Below are 17,058 nucleotides of genomic sequence, written 5' to 3'. Positions count from 1 at the left end.
ACACGACATGACGACCTCCGCCCAGCTCTTCGCTCAGGCCTGCCGGCATATCCCCGGTGGGGTCAACTCCCCGGTGCGCGCCTTCAAGGGGCTGCAGCGTCCGCCGGTATTCATGGAACGCGCCCGGGGAGCCTACCTGTTCGATGTGGAAGGCAAGCGCTACGTGGACTACGTGGGCTCCTGGGGGCCGATGATCACCGGCCATGCCGATCCCGACGTGCTGGGGGCGGTGCGTGGCCGGCTCGACAACGGCCTCTCCTTCGGTACCCCCACCGCCATCGAGACTACCATGGCGGACCTGATCTGCGAGATGATCCCCTCCATCGAGATGGTGCGCATGGTCAACTCCGGCACCGAGGCCACCATGTCGGCGATCCGCCTGGCGCGCGGCGTCACCGGGCGCGACAAGATCGTCAAGTTCGAGGGCAACTACCACGGCCACTCCGACTCGCTGCTGGTCAAGGCGGGCTCGGGGGCGCTGACCCACGGTGAGCCGAGCTCTCCCGGGGTGCCGGCCTCCCTGGCCGAGCACACCATCACCCTGCCCTACAACGATATCGACGCCGTGGAGCAGTGCTTCGAGGAGATCGGCGACCAGGTCGCCTGCATCATCGTCGAGCCGGTGGCCGGTAACATGAACTGCATTCCGCCCCAGCCCGGCTTCCTGCAGAGCCTGCGCCGGGTCTGCGACGCCCACGACAGCGTGCTGATCTTCGACGAGGTGATGACCGGCTTCCGCGTGGCCATGGGCGGCGCCCAGGCCCACTATGGCGTGCGCCCCGACCTCACCTGCCTGGGCAAGATCGTCGGCGGCGGCATGCCGGTGGGTGCCTTCGGCGGCAGCGAGACGATCATGTCCAACATCTCGCCGCTGGGCCCCATCTACCAGGCGGGCACCCTCTCCGGCAATCCGCTGGCCATGGCCGCGGGCATCGCCCTGCTGACCAAGCTGCGCGAGCCGGGTTTCCACGATGCCCTGGCCCAGCGGGTCGAGACCCTCTGCCACGGCCTCCAGGAGCGTGCCGATGCGGCCGGCGTGGAGATGATCACCCAGCGTGTCGGCGGCATGTTCGGCCTCTTCTTCACCGGCCAGAGCCGGATCGACAACTTCGCCCAGGCCACCGCCTGCGACAGCGACGCCTTCCGTCGCTTCTTTTCGGCGATGCTCGACGAGGGCGTCTATCTGGCGCCCTCGGCCTATGAGGCGGGCTTCATGTCCAGCGCCCATACGCCGGAGGATATCCAGTTCACCCTGGATGCCGCCGAGAAGGCCTTCGTGGTCATGCAGCGTCAGGACTGACGCCTTATCGAATCACCATCGGGAGAACCGCCATGCGTCATACCCTGGACGCCGACAAGGCCGGCAATGGCGAAAGTCTGGAGCTGGAATCGCTCATCGATGCCCTGGTGGCCTATCACCGCGGGGCGGCGTCCCATGATGCCGAAGCCCAGGCCGCCGGCGAGCCTCTCGCCAGGATCATGACGGCCGAACTGGCGGCGATCCGCGCGGCCCTGCTGGATGAGGAGGAGCGCACGCGCCTCGATCAGCTGGGGAACTGGCTGGAGCAGGACCTGGTGCGCCTGACGCCCATCCTCGAGGCGCGTGCCGCACGCCGGGTGCCGAGCTGGGCCCTGCGTCACCCCACCAGCCGTCTGTGCCACGCCGGCAGGCCGTTGCTGGTCAACGCCATCGGGCGCGACCTGGACGTGCCGGGAGCCGAGCTCGCCGATGATCCCGCCAGCGACCTGGCGGCGCTGCTGGTCGGCCTGGAGGGACGCGAGACCCCGGAGCTGACGCGGCTGGCGCTGGATCGCTACCTGCGCCACTCGGGTGACTACGAGCTCTCCCGACTGCTGTCGCTGTTCGGCACCTGTCATGCCCTGACCGCCGCCAGGCGCGCCCTGCGTCGCCGTCCCGCCGAGGGCCTCGACCCGGAGCATCCGGCATTGCTGGCCGAGAGCATGTCGGAATGTCGCCGCTATCTGGCGCTGGCCGAACGCATCGCCGAATTCCGCTTCCCGCCGCTGGTCATCGCCGTGGGTGTCTCGGGAAGTGGCAAGAGTCGCTTCACCCGCGGACTGGTCACCGGACTGGGGGCGATCCGCGTCAGCTCCGAGGCCGAGCGCCAGCGTCTCGCCCAGGCCGATGACGACTCGATCCATCCACAGGGCGATGGCTGCTCCGGGGTTGTGGATATCTTCGGCGAGGCGGCCACGGCGGCGACCTATCGGCGGCTTGCCGCCTGTGCCGGCTATCTGCTGGATGCCGGCATCCCCGCCTGCGTGGATGCGACCTGCCTGACCCGCATCCAGCGCGATCTCCTGCGCCAGCAGGCCGAAGCCCGTGGCCTGCCCTGCCTGCTGGTCAGCTTCGAGGCCGACGATGCCAACCTGCGGCGACGCATCGAGAAGCGCGCTGTACGCCAGGGGGTCGCCGTGGAGGAGAGCCTGGCGGTGCTGGCGCAGCAGCAACAGCGCTTCGAGCCATTCGCCGACGAGGAGCGCCTGCACCTGTTGCATCTCGATACCACCGCGGACAATGCCGCCGATACCCTGCTGGGGTTGATCGAGGAGCATGTGAAGCTTGCCTGAGAGGAACACCATGACGACCACCGCTAGCCTGGTGCTGGCCAGCGGCAACCCCGGCAAGTTGCGTGAATTCGAGCAGCTGCTGGGGCCGCTGGGCCTGCACATTCGTCCCCAGTCGGACTTCGCCGTCTCCGAGGTCGTGGAGACCGGCCTCACCTTCGTCGAGAACGCCCTGCTCAAGGCGCGTGAGGCCAGCCGCGTCAGCGGCCTGCCGGCCCTGGCCGATGATTCCGGGCTGGAGGTCGATGCCCTCGACGGCGCCCCCGGCATCTATTCGGCGCGCTACGCCGGCGAGCCGAAGAGCGACGAGCGCAACAACGCGCGACTGCTCGAGGCACTGGGCGAGGTGCCCGAGGGGGCCCGCAGCGCGCGTTACTGGTGTGTGCTGGTGCATCTTCGCCATCCCGAGGATCCGGTGCCGCGGATCGTGCAGTGCAGCTGGGAGGGCGAGATCCTGGCCCATCCGCGTGGCGAGGGTGGCTTCGGCTACGATCCGCTGTTCTGGTTGCCCGACCAGGGCATGAGCGTCGCCGAGCTGCCGGCGGCGGAGAAGAACCGGCTGAGCCACCGCGGCCGGGCACTGCAGGCCCTGGTCGAGCAGTTCCGCCAGGCCGACGGGAGCCACTGATGGCACTGCCCCCCCTGGCGCTCCCTCCGCTGGCCCTCTATGTGCACGTGCCCTGGTGCGTGCGCAAGTGCCCCTATTGCGATTTCAACTCCCACGCCGTCGGCCGCGGCGCCGGCCTGCCCGAGGAGGCGTATCTCGCCGCCCTGCTCGCCGACCTCGACGCCGACCTGCCGTTGGCCGCCGAGCGGGAGCTGGTCAGCCTGTTCATCGGGGGCGGCACGCCGAGCCTGCTCTCCGCCGACTTCTATCGCCGCCTGCTGGCCGGGGTCGCCGCCCGCCTGCCGCTGGCGGGCGATATCGAGATCACCCTCGAGGCCAACCCCGGCACCCTGGAGCGCGGGCGCTTCGCCGCTTATCGTGAGGCGGGCATCAATCGCCTGTCGCTGGGCGTGCAGAGCTTCCAGGCGGCGCAGCTCGAGGCGCTGGGACGCATCCACAGTGGTGATGACGCCGAGGCGGCCTTCGCCGAGGCGCGCCAGGCGGGCTTCGACAACCTCAATGTCGACCTGATGCACGGGCTTCCCGGCCAGACACCGGAACTGGCGCTGAGGGATCTGCAGCATGCCCTGGCGCTGGGGCCGGAACACCTCTCCTGGTATCAGCTCACCCTGGAGCCCAATACGGAGTTCTACCGCTTTCCGCCGGCCCTGCCCGAGGAGGAGGCGCTGTGGGAGATCCAGGATCAGGGGCATGAGCGCCTCGAGGCGTCGGGCTTCCATCGCTATGAGATCTCGGCCTATGCCAGGGACGGGCGCCGCTCGCGACACAATCTCAACTACTGGCGGTTCGGCGACTACCTGGGCATCGGTGCCGGTGCCCACGGCAAGCTGAGCGCACCCGGCGAGGATGGCCGCTTGCGCATCGAGCGGCGCTGGAAGAGCCGCCAGCCCGAGGCCTACCTGCGTCGGCGCCGTGATCCGCGCGGTTTCGTGGCCGATGCGCATCCTGTCGCCGAGGCCGACCTGCCGCTGGAGTTCGCCATGAACGCGCTGCGACTGCCCGAGGGCGTGCCGATGGCGCTATGGCGCGAGACCACCGGCCTGCCCGACGCGGTGCTGGATGAGCGTCTCGCCAGCGCACGTAAAAAAGGACTTCTGGTGGAAGATGGCCAAAGGGTTCAAGCTTCCCCCCGAGGTCTACTATTCTTGAACGAATTGCTGGCGTCCATCGACGAGTCCTGATGACGCCTGTGCTACGCTCATCGCAATCGCTGCCATTGACGGCCCCAGGGATGACCGAACGGGCCAATGACCAATGACCCAAACCAAGGAGAACGCCACGATGACCAAGCCACTTCGTTTCATGGCCCCGCTGGCCGCCGCCGTGCTGCTGGCCGGCTGTGCCACCAATGACCCCTACAGCGGCCAGACCGACCGCAACCAGACCGGCACCGGTGCCGCCATCGGTGCCGTGGTCGGTGCCGCTGCCGGTGCGCTGAGCGGTGACGGCAGCACCAGCCGCCGCGATCGTGCGCTGGTGGGCGCCGCCGTGGGTGCCGCCGCCGGTGCCGGTATCGGCGCCTATATGGATCGTCAGGAGGAACAGCTGCGCCAGAGCACCCAGGGCACCGGTATCGGCGTCGATCGTCGCGGCGACGATATCGTGCTCAACATGCCCAGCGAGGTCACCTTCGGCTTCGACTCCAGCGATCTGACGTCCAACGCGCGCAATGCCCTCAACGATGTGGCCAGGGTACTGACCCAGTACGACGATACCCGCGTCAATATCGGGGGCCATACCGACAGCACCGGTGATGCCGCCTACAACCAGCGGCTCTCCGAGCGTCGCGCCCAGGCGGTAGGCAACTACCTGATGAATGCCGGGGTCGCCGGTGCCCGCCTGAACATGACCGGCTATGGCGAGAACCAGCCGGTGGCCAGCAACAACAGCGAGCAGGGGCGTGCCCAGAACCGTCGCGTCGAGATCACCCTGTCGCCCATCCAGAGCCGCTTCGAGTAAGCGCTACCTCGATATCCAGCGGTAACCCGTCGGGCCCGCCACTCCTGTGGCGGGCCCTTTCTCTGATTCTTTCTCTCGTTGCCGATTCGCGGATCCGCCCCATGCTCTCCTACCAGCACGCCTACCATGCCGGTAATTTCGCCGACGTCCACAAGCATCTGATCCTGCACGGGGTCATCGATCATATTTTACGTAAAGAATCTTCTGTTACGTTCATGGACACTCACGCCGGTCGTGGCCTCTACCCCCTGGCGGCGGAGGAGACATCCCGGTTGCATGAGTATCGCCAGGGTGTCCTGCCCCTGTGGGAGGGGCGCGACTCGCTCATGGGGGAGGAGCTGCTGGGCGGCTGGCTGGCGGCGCTGGTCCGGGCACAGCCGGATTCCCGCCGCCTGACCCACTATCCGGGGTCGCCCTGGTGGATGGGACGGCGCCTGCGCCCCCGGGATCGCCAGCTGCTCTTCGAGCTGCATCCGGGAGAGCATGGGCATCTGGCCGACCAGCCGCTGGAGGGCAATATACGCACGATTCACGGCGATGGGCTGAAGGGACTCGTCGAGCGCCTGCCGGTGAAGACGCCGCGCCTGTGTGTGCTGATCGACCCGAGCTACGAGCGCAAGCAGGAGTACCTCGAGGTGGCCCAGGCGCTGCTGGCGGCACTGCACAAGGCGCGTCATGCCGTGGTGTTGGTGTGGTACCCGCTGTTACCGGCAGGTCGTCACCATGAGCTGCTCGATGCCGTGAAGGCCGGTGGCGTCCGCAAGGTGTGGCGCAGCGAGTTTCGCCTACAGACGCCGGGGCGCGAGACGCGTGGCATGTTCGGCAGCGGCATGCTGGTGGTCAACCCGCCCTGGGGGCTCGATGAGCGTCTCGCCATGGCCATGGCGCAGGTGGTGCCGCGCCTGGGGGACGAGGCCAGCTATCACGGCGACTGGTGGGTGGGCGAGTAGGCCCGCTCACTCGCCGATACAGGGACAGCCGAGGAGCTCGCCTGGCTATCGACTTGCCGATACGGAAGCTGCTGAAGATCTCGCCGAGCTATCTACTTGCCGATACAGAAGCTGCCGAAGATCTCGCCGAGCAGGTCATCGGCGCTGAATTCCCCGGTGATCTCGCCCAGCGCCTGCTGGGCGTCGCGCAGGTCTTCCGCGAGCAGCTCCCCGGCCCCGTAGCCTGCGAGCTGGGCTTCGCCGTTGTGAAGCGCCCGCTCGGCGCGGTCCAGGGCGTCGAGGTGGCGCCGGCGGGCCGAGAAGCGCCCCTCCGCGGTACCGGTGAAGCCCATCACCGCCTTGAGGTGGGCCTTCAGGTTATCCACACCCTGTGTGGTCTTCGCGGAGAGCCTGACGATGGGAGCGGTTGTGGACAAGTCGAGTCCCGGGGGCTCTGCGCTGGCATCTATCTTGTTGCGTACCAGGGTCAGCCGAGACGGGTCGGGCAGCCGGGCCACGAACTCGGGCCAGATCGCCATGGGGTCGGTGGCGTCGGTGGTGGCGGCGTCGACCAGCAGCAGCACACGATCGGCCTTCTCGATCTCCGCCCAGGCGCGGGCCACGCCGATCCGCTCGACGGCATCGGGGGTGTCGCGCAGGCCGGCGGTGTCGATGACGTGCAGTGGCATGCCATCGATATGGATATGCTCGCGCAGCACGTCGCGGGTGGTGCCGGCGATATCGGTGACGATGGCGGTCTCCTGCTCGGTGAGGGCGTTGAGCAGGCTGGACTTGCCGGCGTTGGGGCGGCCGGCGATCACCACGTTCATGCCCTCGCGCATCAGCGCGCCCTGGCCGGCGGCGGCCCGCACCGCGGCGAGTTCCTCCTGCACGCTGGCGAGCATCTGTGCGACGCGACCATCCCCCAGGAAGTCGATCTCCTCCTCAGGGAAGTCGATGGCCGCCTCCACGTAGATGCGCAGCTCGATCAGGCGCTCCACCAGGCCCTCGACCCGGCGCGAGAAGTCCCCCTGCAGGGAGCGCAGGGCGTTCTCGGCGGCCGCCCGCGAGCTGGCATCGATCAGGTCGGCGATCGCCTCGGCCTGGGCCAGGTCGAGCTTGTCGTTGAGGAAGGCGCGCTCGGAGAACTCGCCGGGGCGGGCGAGGCGGGCCCCCAACTGCACGCAGCGCTCGAGCAGCAGGTCCATGATCACCGTGCCGCCGTGGCCCTGCAGTTCCAGGACATCCTCGCCGGTGAAGGAGTGTGGCCCCGGGAAGTACAGTGCGATGCCCTCGTCGATCACCGTCTCCTCGCCCCGGAAGGGGCCGTAGTGGGCGAGGCGAGGCGCGGGGCGCTGGCCTACCATCGCCTCGGCGATCGTCGTGCTGAGCGGGCCCGAGACGCGGATGATGCCGACCCCGCCGCGTCCCGGCGGGGTGGCCAGTGCGACGATGGTGTCCTGATCGTGAAGCGGGGCCATGGGGGTCTCCTCGGCGTGATGCCAACATTGTCGTTTCGGCTCCCCAGAAACGCCAGACCCCCGCTCGGGGCGGGGGTCCGGGGAGTCGCTCAGGCGAACTCGGTCACTTGGTCTTCATGCCCTTGCCGACGCTGGGGTCGTTCTCGATCTTGCGGGTGATCGCATACTGCTGAATGATTGAGATGCAGTTGTTCACCACCCAGTAGATCACCAGACCGGCCGGGAACCACAGGAAGAAGAAGGTGAAGACGATGGGCAGCATGCGCATGATCTTCGCCTGCATGGGATCCGGCGGGGTGGGGTTGAGCATCTGCTGCACGAACATGGAGGCCCCCATCAGGATCGGCAGGATGAAGTAGGGGTCCTTCACCGAAAGATCTTGGATCCAGAACATGAAGGGCGCGTGGCGCAGCTCCACGGACTCCAGCAGCATCCAGTAGAGGGCGATGAACACCGGCATCTGCACCAGGATCGGCAGGCAGCCACCCAGAGGATTGATCTTCTCCTTCTGGTAGAACTTCATCATCTCCTGGGACATCTTCTGGCGGTCGTCGCCGAACTGCTCCTTGAGGCGCTGCATCTCCGGGCCCAGCTTGCGCATGCGGGCCATGGACTTGTAGGCCTTGGCGGAGAGCGGCCACAGGGCGGCCTTGACCAGCATGGTCAGCAGCACGATGGACCAGCCCCAGTTGCCGACCACGTCCTGGATCTTGTCGAGCAGCCAGAACAGCGGGTTGGCGATAAACCACAGCCAGCCGAAGTCGACGGTGAGCTTGAGGTTGGGCGCCACGTCTTCCATGTAGTCCTGCACCTTGGGCCCCACATAGAGGGTGGCGCCCAGGCGCGACTCGCCCTCGGCCGCCACCTGGGTCACCGGGCCGGCGAAGGCGGCCACATTGCGACCGCGGGAGTCGGTGGTGGCGTAGTAGAGGTTCTGCTGGTTCTGGGGCGGCGCCCAGGCGCTGACGAAGTAGTGCTGGATGATCGCGACCCAGCCGCCTTCGGCCTCGCGGTTCTCGAACTTGCCTTCCTGGATATCCTCGAAGCCGACCTTGAGGTAGCTATCCTCGGGGGTGGAGTAGGCCGCGCCGAGATAGGATTTCATCCCCATCTTGGGACCGCTGGAGGGATCGCTGCTGTTGTCACGCGCCAGCTGGCCGATGAAGCGGGCCGAGACGGGCTCCTGGCTGGCGTTGGCCAGGAAGTATTCGACGTCCACCGCATAGCTGTTGCGCTCGAAGGAGAAGCGCTTGGTGATCTCGATGCCGTCGACCTCGCCACTCAGGTCAACCTCAAGGCGCTTGTCACCCTCTGCCAGGCGATACTCGGTCTTCTCGGGCGTGTAGGCGATGCGTCCCGACTGACCGTCCAGCTGCAGCCCGGAACGTGCCACATAGCTGCGCGTCTCGCCGTCGGAGAGCATCACATAGGAGCGGTCCGAGTCGAGGGTCAGCTTGTGCTGGGGTAGCGCCGCATAGACGATGTCGCCGCCCTGGGGATCGATGCGCAGGTCCAGCACGTCGGTCATCACGGCAACCAGGTCGCGGCTGGCAGCCGACGCGGTCTCGTCGGGCATGGCCTCCGCCATGCTATCGCCACGGTTCGTTGCCGGAACCGCCAGGCCATCCTCGCCACCTTCGGCCTGGGAGTCGCCGCTCCCGGACTGATTGCTGCTGAAGGAGGGAGCCTGGGGCTCGACGGCCGTCTGGCCATAGTCCTGATTCCACTGCACGACGATCAGATAGGCGAGCACCGCCAGTGGAATCAGCAATAGGAGTCGTTTTACGTCCATGAGGGTTCTGCCCAGTGGGTAGTGAACATGCCAGGGGCGGAAGGCGATTCAGCCGCCCGAGATAGACAAAAGCCTGCCGATGGCAGGCTGTATTCCGAACACGGACTCTCGAGGGTAGCGCCGGCAGCGTCAAGCCTAGCCTTGCGAAGGGGTGCGCTCATGCTTCCGTGGACTCCGATCGGATGAAGACGGCGCGACGCTTAGTGACGGCTGTCCTACGGGCGTCTTCTGTGCCTCGCGTGTCAGCCTTCGCCACATCCCGAACAGCTGCCGGTGCAGGGTCTCGTTATCCAGGTCGCCCACGCCGCGCCGCGAGAGTATCACGATGTCGACGGCGGGGAGACGATGCTGCTGGAACCGGATCGATTCGCGCACCAGCCGCTTGACGCGGTTGCGGTCCACGGCACGGCGCATACTCTTCTTGCTGATGACAAGGCCGATGCGGGGATGCCCCAGATCGTTGGGCGAGGCGAGCGCCATCAGCCCCTTGCCATGCACCTTGAAGACTGCATTCTCGAAGACCTGACGATAGTCCCCTGCCGTCAGCAGGCGCAGACGGCGGGGAAACGACTGACCGGGCACGCAGGGTCCGTGATCAGGCGCTCAGGCGCTTGCGACCTTTGGCGCGACGACGCGCCAGGACGGCACGTCCGTTCTTGGTGGCCATCCGGGCACGGAAACCGTGCGTACGCTTACGCTTCAGGACGCTGGGCTGAAAGGTGCGTTTCATAACTCGTTATTCCCACGTGGTTTTCTGGACGATTCGTCGTTTTCGAGGCGCCTGGATTCCCGCTGGAAACCCGGACGTATTCGGTTCAAGACCGGAAATTGTAGTGATTTCCCCCGGGCGGTGCAATTTTTCTGTGCGCCAATCGACCGATTGCCCAGATGCCATTGCCCACGATCGCACCCCTGGGAGTGGCGGCCGGATCGCTCGCTCGGGGTCGCCGAGCATGCCCGACTCCAATAACAATAATGTTTATAACCTGTAATGCCTTGTTATTAATACTGGGGAGGCATTTTGTGGATAAGTGGATTTATATACATGATATCAGATGGTTGAAGGCATGACGTCGTTGTGGATAGTGACTGGATGAACGGTGCGCGAGAGTGGGGTATCCTGTGGATGGAAGTCGAGTTTCTCCACCGCCGTGGGTTAGGCACAGATCGGCCCCAGGAAAATCCCCCTTTCATCGGCCCGCTTTTCCACAGGGCGCAGAGAAGCGTCCGGGGTGTGGATAACCATCCGTCGGGGCGATACAATGCTCGGCCGTTTTTCGACAAGGTGGTGACGTCGCGTGTCGCTGGCTCTCTGGCAACAGTGTCTGGATACCCTGCAGGACGAGTTGAGCTCACAGCAGTTCAACACCTGGATTCGCCCGCTCCAGGCAGAGGAGGGCGAAGGGGGAGAGCTGTGCCTGCTGGCACCCAATCGCTTCGTGCGTGACTGGGTCAGCGATAAGTTCGCCAAGCGCATCGGCGAACTACTGCGCGAGCTGTCGCCGGCGCGGCCGCCCAAGGTGGTGCTGAGTGTCGGGAGTCGACGTGCCGCACCGCGCCCCCAGCCGCGAGAGCTTGGCACTCCGGTGTCGGCAACTCCGCGTCGACCGGCGGCCCCGGCCGTGCACACTCGGTCCCGCGGCGATTCGGCCGACGCGGTCGAGACCGAGGCCAGTCGAGAGGAGTCGCAGCCGGTTCGGCGGCCCGGTGGCGAGCGTCAGGTCCAGGTGGAGGGCAGCCTCAAGCACACCAGTGGCCTAAACCCCAACTTCACCTTCGAGACCTTCGTCGAGGGCAAGTCGAACCAGCTGGCCCGGGCCGCCTCCCGGCAGGTGTCGGAGAATCCCGGCGGTGCCTATAATCCGCTGTTCCTCTACGGCGGGGTGGGCCTGGGCAAGACCCACCTGATGCATGCCGTGGGCAACGCCCTGGCCGGGCGCCGCGAGAATGCGCGGGTGGTCTACCTGCACTCCGAGCGCTTCGTGGCCGATATGGTCAAGGCGCTGCAGCTCAACGCCATCAACGACTTCAAGCGTTTCTATCGCAGTGTCGACGCCCTGCTGATCGACGATATCCAGTTCTTCGCCGGCAAGGAGCGCTCCCAGGAGGAGTTCTTCCACACCTTCAATGCCCTGCTCGAGGGCGGTCAGCAGATGATCCTGACCTCCGACCGCTATCCCAAGGAGATCAGCGGCGTGGAAGAGCGCCTCAAGTCCCGCTTCGGCTGGGGCCTGACGGTAGCCATCGAACCCCCGGAGCTCGAGACCCGAGTCGCCATCCTGATGAAGAAGGCCGACCAGGCTAGGGTCGACCTGCCGCATGATGCGGCCTTCTTCATCGCCCAGAAGATCCGCTCCAACGTGCGCGAGCTGGAGGGGGCGCTGAAGAAGGTGATCGCCGACTCCCACTTCATGGGCAAGCCGATCACCCAGGACTTCATCCGCGAGTCGCTCAAGGACCTGCTGGCCCTGCAGGACAAGCAGGTCGGGGTCGACAATATCCAGCGCACCGTGGCCGAGTACTACAAGATCAAGCTCGCCGACCTGCTCTCCAAGCGCCGTTCGCGGTCTGTGGCGCGCCCTCGCCAGGTGGCCATGGCCCTGGCCAAGGAGCTGACCAACCACAGCCTGCCGGAGATCGGAGATGCCTTCGGGGGGCGTGACCACACCACGGTGCTGCACGCCTGTCGCAAGGTGAAGCAGCTCCAGGAGGAGAGCTCCGATATCCGCGAGGACTACAAGAACCTGCTGCGGCTGCTGACCAGCTGATCGCTCCGCCCTCCGAGACATCGCCGGCTTGTGGTTTAATGGTCGCCATGCCGTTCGGCCGAGCCCCCGCCGGCTGCAACCCTTCAGGACAAGACGTGGAGCCGACATGAAATTTTCCATCTCCCGCGAAGCGCTACTGCGACCGCTGACGCTGGTGGCCGGCGTGGTGGAGCGCCGCCAGACACTGCCGGTGCTTTCCAACGTACTGATACAGGTGGGGCAGGAGGAGGTCGCGCTGACCGGTACCGACCTGGAAGTGGAGCTGATCGGGCGCACAGTGGCCACCCGGGTGGATGAGCCGGGCGGAGTGACCGTGCCGGCTCGCAAGCTGATGGATATCTGCAAGTCGTTGCCCGATCAGGCCGAGATCCAGCTCTCCCTGGAGGAGGGCCGCGCGGTGCTGCGCAGTGGACGTTCCCGGTTCACCCTCTCCACCCTGCCGGTCGCGGAGTTCCCGAGCATCGAGGACAGCCAGGGCAGCACCGAGCTGAGCCTGCCGCGGGGCATGCTCAAGCACCTGATCGACGCCACCTCCTTCGCCATGGCCCAGCAGGACGTGCGCTACTACCTCAATGGCATGCTCCTCGAGATGCGCGACAACCTGATCCGTGCGGTGGCGACCGACGGTCACCGACTGGCGGTGTGCTCGCGGCCGGCCGAGCTGCACGTGGCATCGCCCCAGAAGCTGATCGTTCCGCGCAAGGGTATCCTCGAGCTGGTGCGGCTTCTCGATGACGGCGAGGATCCGGTCAGCCTGACCCTGGGGGCCAGCCACATCCGCGCCCACACCGGCGACTTCACCTTCACCTCCAAGCTGGTCGACGGCAAGTTTCCCGACTATGAGCGGGTGGTGCCCCGGGGTGGCGACAAGGTCTTCATCGCCGACCGTGCCGAGCTGCGCCAGGTCCTGTCACGTACCGCCATCCTCTCCAACGAGAAGTATCGCGGTGTGCGACTCCACCTCGAGGAGGGCAACCTCAAGTTGATGGCCAACAACCCCGAGCAGGAGGAGGCCGAGGAGAACATCGCCATCGAGTACAGCGGAGACTCCCTGGAGATCGGCTTCAACGTCGGTTACCTGGTCGACGTGCTCAATGCCATCGATGAAGATCGCGTGCAGATGACCCTGGCGGACTCCAACAGCAGTGCGCTGATGGAGGAGCCGGGTGGCGGCGATGCCCTCTACGTCGTCATGCCGATGCGTCTGTGACCCACCCAGGGCGGCCCGGCCGGGCCGCCGCGTTGCTCCGTTCACTCCATGCCTCTTGACCACCTCGTCTTCCATGGCCTTCGCAACCTGCAACCTGTTGATTTAAAACCGGGTTTCCAGGTCAACTTGATCGTTGGCGCGAATGGTAGTGGCAAGACCAGCCTGCTGGAAGGCATCCATATCCTGGGGATGGGGCGCTCCTTTCGCACCCGCAACATGCGCCATGTCATTGCCCATGATGGCGATGAGCTGATGGCCCATGGTCGGCTGGCCGGGGAGCCCCCGGTGCCGTTCGGCGTCCGACGAAGGCGCAGCGAGGATGAGCTGGAGATCCGCCTCTCCGGAGAGCGTGTCGGTCGGCTGTCGCGCCTGGTCGAGACGCTGCCCCTTCAGCTGATCAACCCCGATGCCTTCCGCCTTCTCGAAGGCTCCCCCGCCGGACGACGCGAGTTCCTGGACTGGGGAGTGTTTCACGTGAAACACGACTTCCTGGAGGCCTGGCAGCGGGCCCGTCGGGCGCTGAAACATCGGAACGCCCTGCTGAGGCATGGTAGAATGGATGCCGATTCCATGACGGCCTGGGAGCGAGAGCTGGTGCACTGGAGCGAGCGAATCGATGCCATGCGCGCCGCCTGGGTCACGGCCTTTCTGCCGGTCTTCGAGGAGACCCTCAACGGATTGCTGCCGCTGAAGGACCTTCAGTTGCGCTACTCCCGCGGCTGGGATCGACGGAGATCGCTGGGCGACCTGCTCCGGCAGGGCCGCGATGTCGATCGCCAGATGGGCTTTACCCAGCAGGGTCCACAGCGGGCTGACCTGGCCATTCGCCTCGGCAAGCGCCCCGCCATCGAGGTGCTGTCCCGTGGCCAGCAGAAGCTGGTGGTCAGTGCCCTGAAACTGGCTCAGGGGCGGCTTCTGGAGGCCAGCACGGGACGCCGCTGCGTCTACCTGATTGACGACCTTCCGGCGGAACTGGACGACTCGCATCGGCGACTGTTCTGCCGCTGGCTGGAAAACATGCGCTGCCAGGTGTTCATCACCACCATCGATCACGATGCCCTGGCGGATCTGTGGCAGGCCGAGACCCCGGTCGAGATGTTTCACGTGAAACGCTCGGCGTCCGGAAGCGGCAAGTTGCTGCCACTGGAACGACAGATTTCATGACGGAGCAGTGTCAATGAGCGAACAGGCCTACGACTCAACGAGCATCAAGGTACTCAAGGGGCTGGATGCCGTACGCAAGCGTCCCGGCATGTACATCGGTGATACCGATGACGGCACCGGGCTCCACCATATGGTGTTCGAGCTGGTGGATAACTCCATCGACGAGGCGCTGGCCGGATACTGCAGCGAGATCCGCGTCACCATCCATCCCGACGAGTCGGTGACGGTGAGCGACAACGGCCGTGGGATCCCGACGGATATCCACGAGGAGGAGGGGGTTTCCGCTGCCGAAGTGATCATGACGGTGCTCCACGCCGGCGGCAAGTTCGACGACAACTCCTACAAGGTCTCCGGTGGCCTTCATGGCGTCGGTGTCTCGGTGGTCAACGCGCTCTCCGAGGAGCTGCGGCTGACGGTGTGGCGTGCCGGCGACGTCTACGAGCAGCTCTATCGCCACGGAGTACCCCAGGCTCCGCTGTCGGCAGTGGGCAAGACCGAAAAGTCCGGTACGCGCGTCCACTTCCGCCCCTCACCACAGACCTTCGGCAACATCGAGTTTCACTTCGATATCCTCGCCAAGCGTCTGCGGGAGCTCTCCTTCCTCAATTCCGGCGTGGCGATTCGTCTGATCGACGAACGCTCCGGCAAGGAGGAGCTGTTCCACTACGAAGGCGGCCTAAAGGCCTTCGTCGACCATCTCAATACCAACAAGACGGTGCTCAACCCTGTCTTCCATTTCAACGCCGAGCGCGAGGATGGTGTCGGAGTGGAAGTGGCGATGCAGTGGAGCGACTCCTTCAACGAGAACATCTTCTGCTACACCAACAACATTCCGCAGCGTGATGGTGGTGCCCACCTGGCAGGCTTTCGCGCCGCGCTGACCCGTACCCTCAACGGCTACATCGAGTCGGAGGGGCTGCTGAAGAAGTCGAAGATCAGCACCGCCGGTGACGACGCCCGGGAAGGGCTGACGGCGATCATCTCGGTGAAGGTGCCGGACCCCAAGTTCTCCTCCCAGACCAAGGACAAGCTGGTCTCTTCCGAGGTGAAGACGGCGGTGGAGCAGGAGATGGCGCGTCTGTTCGGCGAGTACCTGATCGAGAAGCCCAACGACGCCAAGGCGATCGTTAACAAGATGCTCGACGCCGCGCGTGCCCGTGAAGCGGCGCGCAAGGCCCGCGACATGACGCGCCGCAAGGGGGCCCTGGATATTGCCGGCCTCCCGGGCAAGCTCGCCGATTGCCAGGAGAAGGATCCCAGTCTCTCCGAGCTGTTCCTGGTGGAGGGTGACTCGGCAGGCGGCAGCGCCAAGCAGGGCCGCGACCGTCGCACCCAGGCGATCCTGCCGCTGAAAGGCAAGATCCTCAACGTGGAGAAGGCTCGCTTCGACAAGATGCTCTCCTCCGCGGAAGTCGGCACCCTGATCACCGCCCTGGGCTGTGGTATCGGTCGCGAGGAGTTCAACCCCGATAAGTTGCGCTATCACTCGATCATCATCATGACCGATGCCGATGTGGATGGCTCACATATCCGTACCCTGCTGCTGACCTTCTTCTTCCGTCAGATGTCCCAGCTGATCGAGCGCGGCCATGTGTTCATCGCCCAGCCTCCGCTCTACAAGGTGAAGCGCGGCAAGCAGGAGCTCTATCTCAAGGATGAGCAGGCGATGACCGACTATCTCACCACCACGGCCCTGGATGGTGCTCGCCTCTACGTCAACGCCGATGCCCCGGGGATCAGCGGTGCCCAGCTCGAGGCCCTGGTCAACCAGTATCGTGATGTCATGCGCCGTATCGACCGCCTGTCGAGGGTCTATCCCAACGAGGTGCTGCGCAAGATCGTGCATGCTACTGCTCTCGACGGCGAGACGAGCCTGCGTGACAGGGTCACCATGCAGAACTGGATCGAGGAATTGCAGCCGGAGATGGACGCGCTGCTCGCCTATGAAGGCGGTCCGCGCTATACCTTCCGGCTCGAGGACGACAGCGAGCGAGGCCTCTTCCTCCCGGCGGTGACGCTTGCCGCGCATGGCGTGACCACGGACTATGTGTGGGGCATCGACTTCTTTACCAGCGCCGATTATCGGGCCATGACCGGCCTCGGGGAGACCCTGGACGGGCTGCTGGAGGAAGGCGCCTATGTCGCCCGTGGCGAGCGTCAGCGAAGCGTGTCGAACTTCTACGGTGCCCTCGAGTGGCTGATGAACGAGGCGCAACGCGGCCTCTCGATCCAGCGCTACAAGGGGCTGGGTGAGATGAATCCCGACCAGCTCTGGGATACCACCATGAATCCCGAGACTCGACGCATGCTGCGGGTCTCCATCGAGGATGCCGTGGGCGCCGACATGATGTTCAACACCCTGATGGGTGACGAGGTGGAGCCGCGGCGCGACTTTATCGAGCGCTTTGCCCTGGTGGCCAACCTCGACGTCTGATGTCGTGTTTCACGTGAAACACTCTTGAGCGCCAAGCGCCAAGTAAAACCCCGCAAAGCGAACACGCTTGCGGGGTTTTTGCTTTCTGTGGGAAAGGCAATGGC

The 17,058-nt window shown here is 65.5% G+C and carries 14 protein-coding genes; 10 read left to right on the top strand and 4 right to left on the bottom strand.

Annotation, left to right across the window (positions count from 1 at the left end):
* The first annotated feature begins 7 nt into the window (after positions 1-7).
* The 6 genes from hemL to RAN53_RS07190 all read left to right on the top strand — a co-directional run bounded on the left by hemL (position 8) and on the right by RAN53_RS07190 (position 6,126).
* Positions 8-1,300 (top strand): glutamate-1-semialdehyde 2,1-aminomutase, encoded by a 1,293-nt coding sequence (hemL, locus tag RAN53_RS07215; protein ID WP_305796148.1) that lies wholly within the window; start codon positions 8-10, stop codon positions 1,298-1,300.
* Between the two features lie 32 nt (positions 1,301-1,332).
* On the top strand, positions 1,333-2,592 hold the full coding sequence (locus RAN53_RS07210; RefSeq protein ID WP_305796147.1) for an AAA family ATPase: 1,260 nt from the start codon (positions 1,333-1,335) through the stop codon (positions 2,590-2,592).
* Positions 2,593-2,602: 10 nt separating this feature from the next.
* On the top strand, positions 2,603-3,217 hold the full coding sequence (gene rdgB / locus RAN53_RS07205) for an RdgB/HAM1 family non-canonical purine NTP pyrophosphatase (RefSeq protein ID WP_305796146.1): 615 nt from the start codon (positions 2,603-2,605) through the stop codon (positions 3,215-3,217).
* Complete coding sequence (gene hemW, locus RAN53_RS07200) at positions 3,217-4,398, top strand: radical SAM family heme chaperone HemW (RefSeq protein WP_305796145.1); 1,182 nt, start codon at positions 3,217-3,219, stop codon at positions 4,396-4,398. Before rdgB ends, hemW begins: the two co-directional genes overlap by 1 nt.
* A gap of 100 nt (positions 4,399-4,498) precedes the next feature.
* A complete protein-coding gene (locus tag RAN53_RS07195) occupies positions 4,499-5,176 on the top strand; it encodes an OmpA family protein (protein ID WP_305796144.1) in 678 nt (225 codons plus the stop codon).
* Between the two features lie 101 nt (positions 5,177-5,277).
* On the top strand, positions 5,278-6,126 hold the full coding sequence (locus RAN53_RS07190; protein WP_305796143.1) for a 23S rRNA (adenine(2030)-N(6))-methyltransferase RlmJ: 849 nt from the start codon (positions 5,278-5,280) through the stop codon (positions 6,124-6,126).
* Between the two features lie 92 nt (positions 6,127-6,218).
* Here RAN53_RS07190 and mnmE read toward each other — a convergent pair whose 3' ends face one another.
* The 4 genes from mnmE to rpmH form a co-directional block, all read right to left on the bottom strand.
* Positions 6,219-7,586 carry a tRNA uridine-5-carboxymethylaminomethyl(34) synthesis GTPase MnmE gene (gene mnmE, locus RAN53_RS07185; protein WP_305796142.1) on the bottom strand — a complete coding sequence of 456 codons (1,368 nt, stop codon included), beginning with the start codon at positions 7,584-7,586 and terminating at the stop codon, positions 6,219-6,221.
* Between the two features lie 103 nt (positions 7,587-7,689).
* Entirely contained in the window at positions 7,690-9,378 is a 1,689-nt protein-coding gene (yidC, locus tag RAN53_RS07180) for a membrane protein insertase YidC (protein WP_305796141.1), read from the bottom strand.
* 135 nt (positions 9,379-9,513) lie between these two features.
* A complete protein-coding gene (gene rnpA, locus RAN53_RS07175) occupies positions 9,514-9,960 on the bottom strand; it encodes a ribonuclease P protein component (protein ID WP_305796140.1) in 447 nt (148 codons plus the stop codon).
* A gap of 13 nt (positions 9,961-9,973) precedes the next feature.
* Positions 9,974-10,108, bottom strand: coding sequence for a 50S ribosomal protein L34 (rpmH, locus tag RAN53_RS07170; RefSeq protein ID WP_023005112.1), 135 nt, complete (start codon positions 10,106-10,108; stop codon positions 9,974-9,976).
* 568 nt (positions 10,109-10,676) lie between these two features.
* Here rpmH and dnaA point away from each other — a divergent pair.
* The 4 genes from dnaA to gyrB all read left to right on the top strand — a co-directional run bounded on the left by dnaA (position 10,677) and on the right by gyrB (position 16,954).
* Complete coding sequence (dnaA, locus tag RAN53_RS07165) at positions 10,677-12,146, top strand: chromosomal replication initiator protein DnaA (RefSeq protein ID WP_305796139.1); 1,470 nt, start codon at positions 10,677-10,679, stop codon at positions 12,144-12,146.
* A 106-nt stretch (positions 12,147-12,252) separates the two neighbouring features.
* Positions 12,253-13,356 carry a DNA polymerase III subunit beta gene (dnaN, locus tag RAN53_RS07160; protein ID WP_305796138.1) on the top strand — a complete coding sequence of 368 codons (1,104 nt, stop codon included), beginning with the start codon at positions 12,253-12,255 and terminating at the stop codon, positions 13,354-13,356.
* Positions 13,357-13,404: 48 nt separating this feature from the next.
* Positions 13,405-14,520 carry a DNA replication/repair protein RecF gene (gene recF / locus RAN53_RS07155; RefSeq protein ID WP_305796137.1) on the top strand — a complete coding sequence of 372 codons (1,116 nt, stop codon included), beginning with the start codon at positions 13,405-13,407 and terminating at the stop codon, positions 14,518-14,520.
* A 13-nt stretch (positions 14,521-14,533) separates the two neighbouring features.
* Positions 14,534-16,954 carry a DNA topoisomerase (ATP-hydrolyzing) subunit B gene (gene gyrB, locus RAN53_RS07150; RefSeq protein WP_305796136.1) on the top strand — a complete coding sequence of 807 codons (2,421 nt, stop codon included), beginning with the start codon at positions 14,534-14,536 and terminating at the stop codon, positions 16,952-16,954.
* Positions 16,955-17,058: the final 104 nt, after the last annotated feature.

Origin of the sequence: Halomonas sp. SSL-5 (genome assembly GCF_030708455.1) — a bacterium.
Lineage (GTDB): Bacteria > Pseudomonadota > Gammaproteobacteria > Pseudomonadales > Halomonadaceae > Halomonas.
Note: the sequence above shows the minus strand (reverse complement) of the source record. Positions and strands in the feature narration are given on the sequence as shown.

What these genes read in the sequence shown, in the direction of transcription:
- recF (WP_305796137.1), top strand. Translation starts at nt 13,405, where the DNA reads ATGCCTCTTGACCACCTCGTCTTCCATGGCCTTCGCAACCTGCAACCT.
- hemW (WP_305796145.1), top strand. Translation starts at nt 3,217, where the DNA reads ATGGCACTGCCCCCCCTGGCGCTCCCTCCGCTGGCCCTCTATGTGCAC.
- rdgB (WP_305796146.1), top strand. Translation starts at nt 2,603, where the DNA reads ATGACGACCACCGCTAGCCTGGTGCTGGCCAGCGGCAACCCCGGCAAG.
- yidC (WP_305796141.1), bottom strand. Translation starts at nt 9,378, where the DNA reads ATGGACGTAAAACGACTCCTATTGCTGATTCCACTGGCGGTGCTCGCC.
- RAN53_RS07195 (WP_305796144.1), top strand. Translation starts at nt 4,499, where the DNA reads ATGACCAAGCCACTTCGTTTCATGGCCCCGCTGGCCGCCGCCGTGCTG.
- RAN53_RS07210 (WP_305796147.1), top strand. Translation starts at nt 1,333, where the DNA reads ATGCGTCATACCCTGGACGCCGACAAGGCCGGCAATGGCGAAAGTCTG.
- RAN53_RS07190 (WP_305796143.1), top strand. Translation starts at nt 5,278, where the DNA reads ATGCTCTCCTACCAGCACGCCTACCATGCCGGTAATTTCGCCGACGTC.
- dnaN (WP_305796138.1), top strand. Translation starts at nt 12,253, where the DNA reads ATGAAATTTTCCATCTCCCGCGAAGCGCTACTGCGACCGCTGACGCTG.
- gyrB (WP_305796136.1), top strand. Translation starts at nt 14,534, where the DNA reads ATGAGCGAACAGGCCTACGACTCAACGAGCATCAAGGTACTCAAGGGG.
- rpmH (WP_023005112.1), bottom strand. Translation starts at nt 10,108, where the DNA reads ATGAAACGCACCTTTCAGCCCAGCGTCCTGAAGCGTAAGCGTACGCAC.
- mnmE (WP_305796142.1), bottom strand. Translation starts at nt 7,586, where the DNA reads ATGGCCCCGCTTCACGATCAGGACACCATCGTCGCACTGGCCACCCCG.
- hemL (WP_305796148.1), top strand. Translation starts at nt 8, where the DNA reads ATGACGACCTCCGCCCAGCTCTTCGCTCAGGCCTGCCGGCATATCCCC.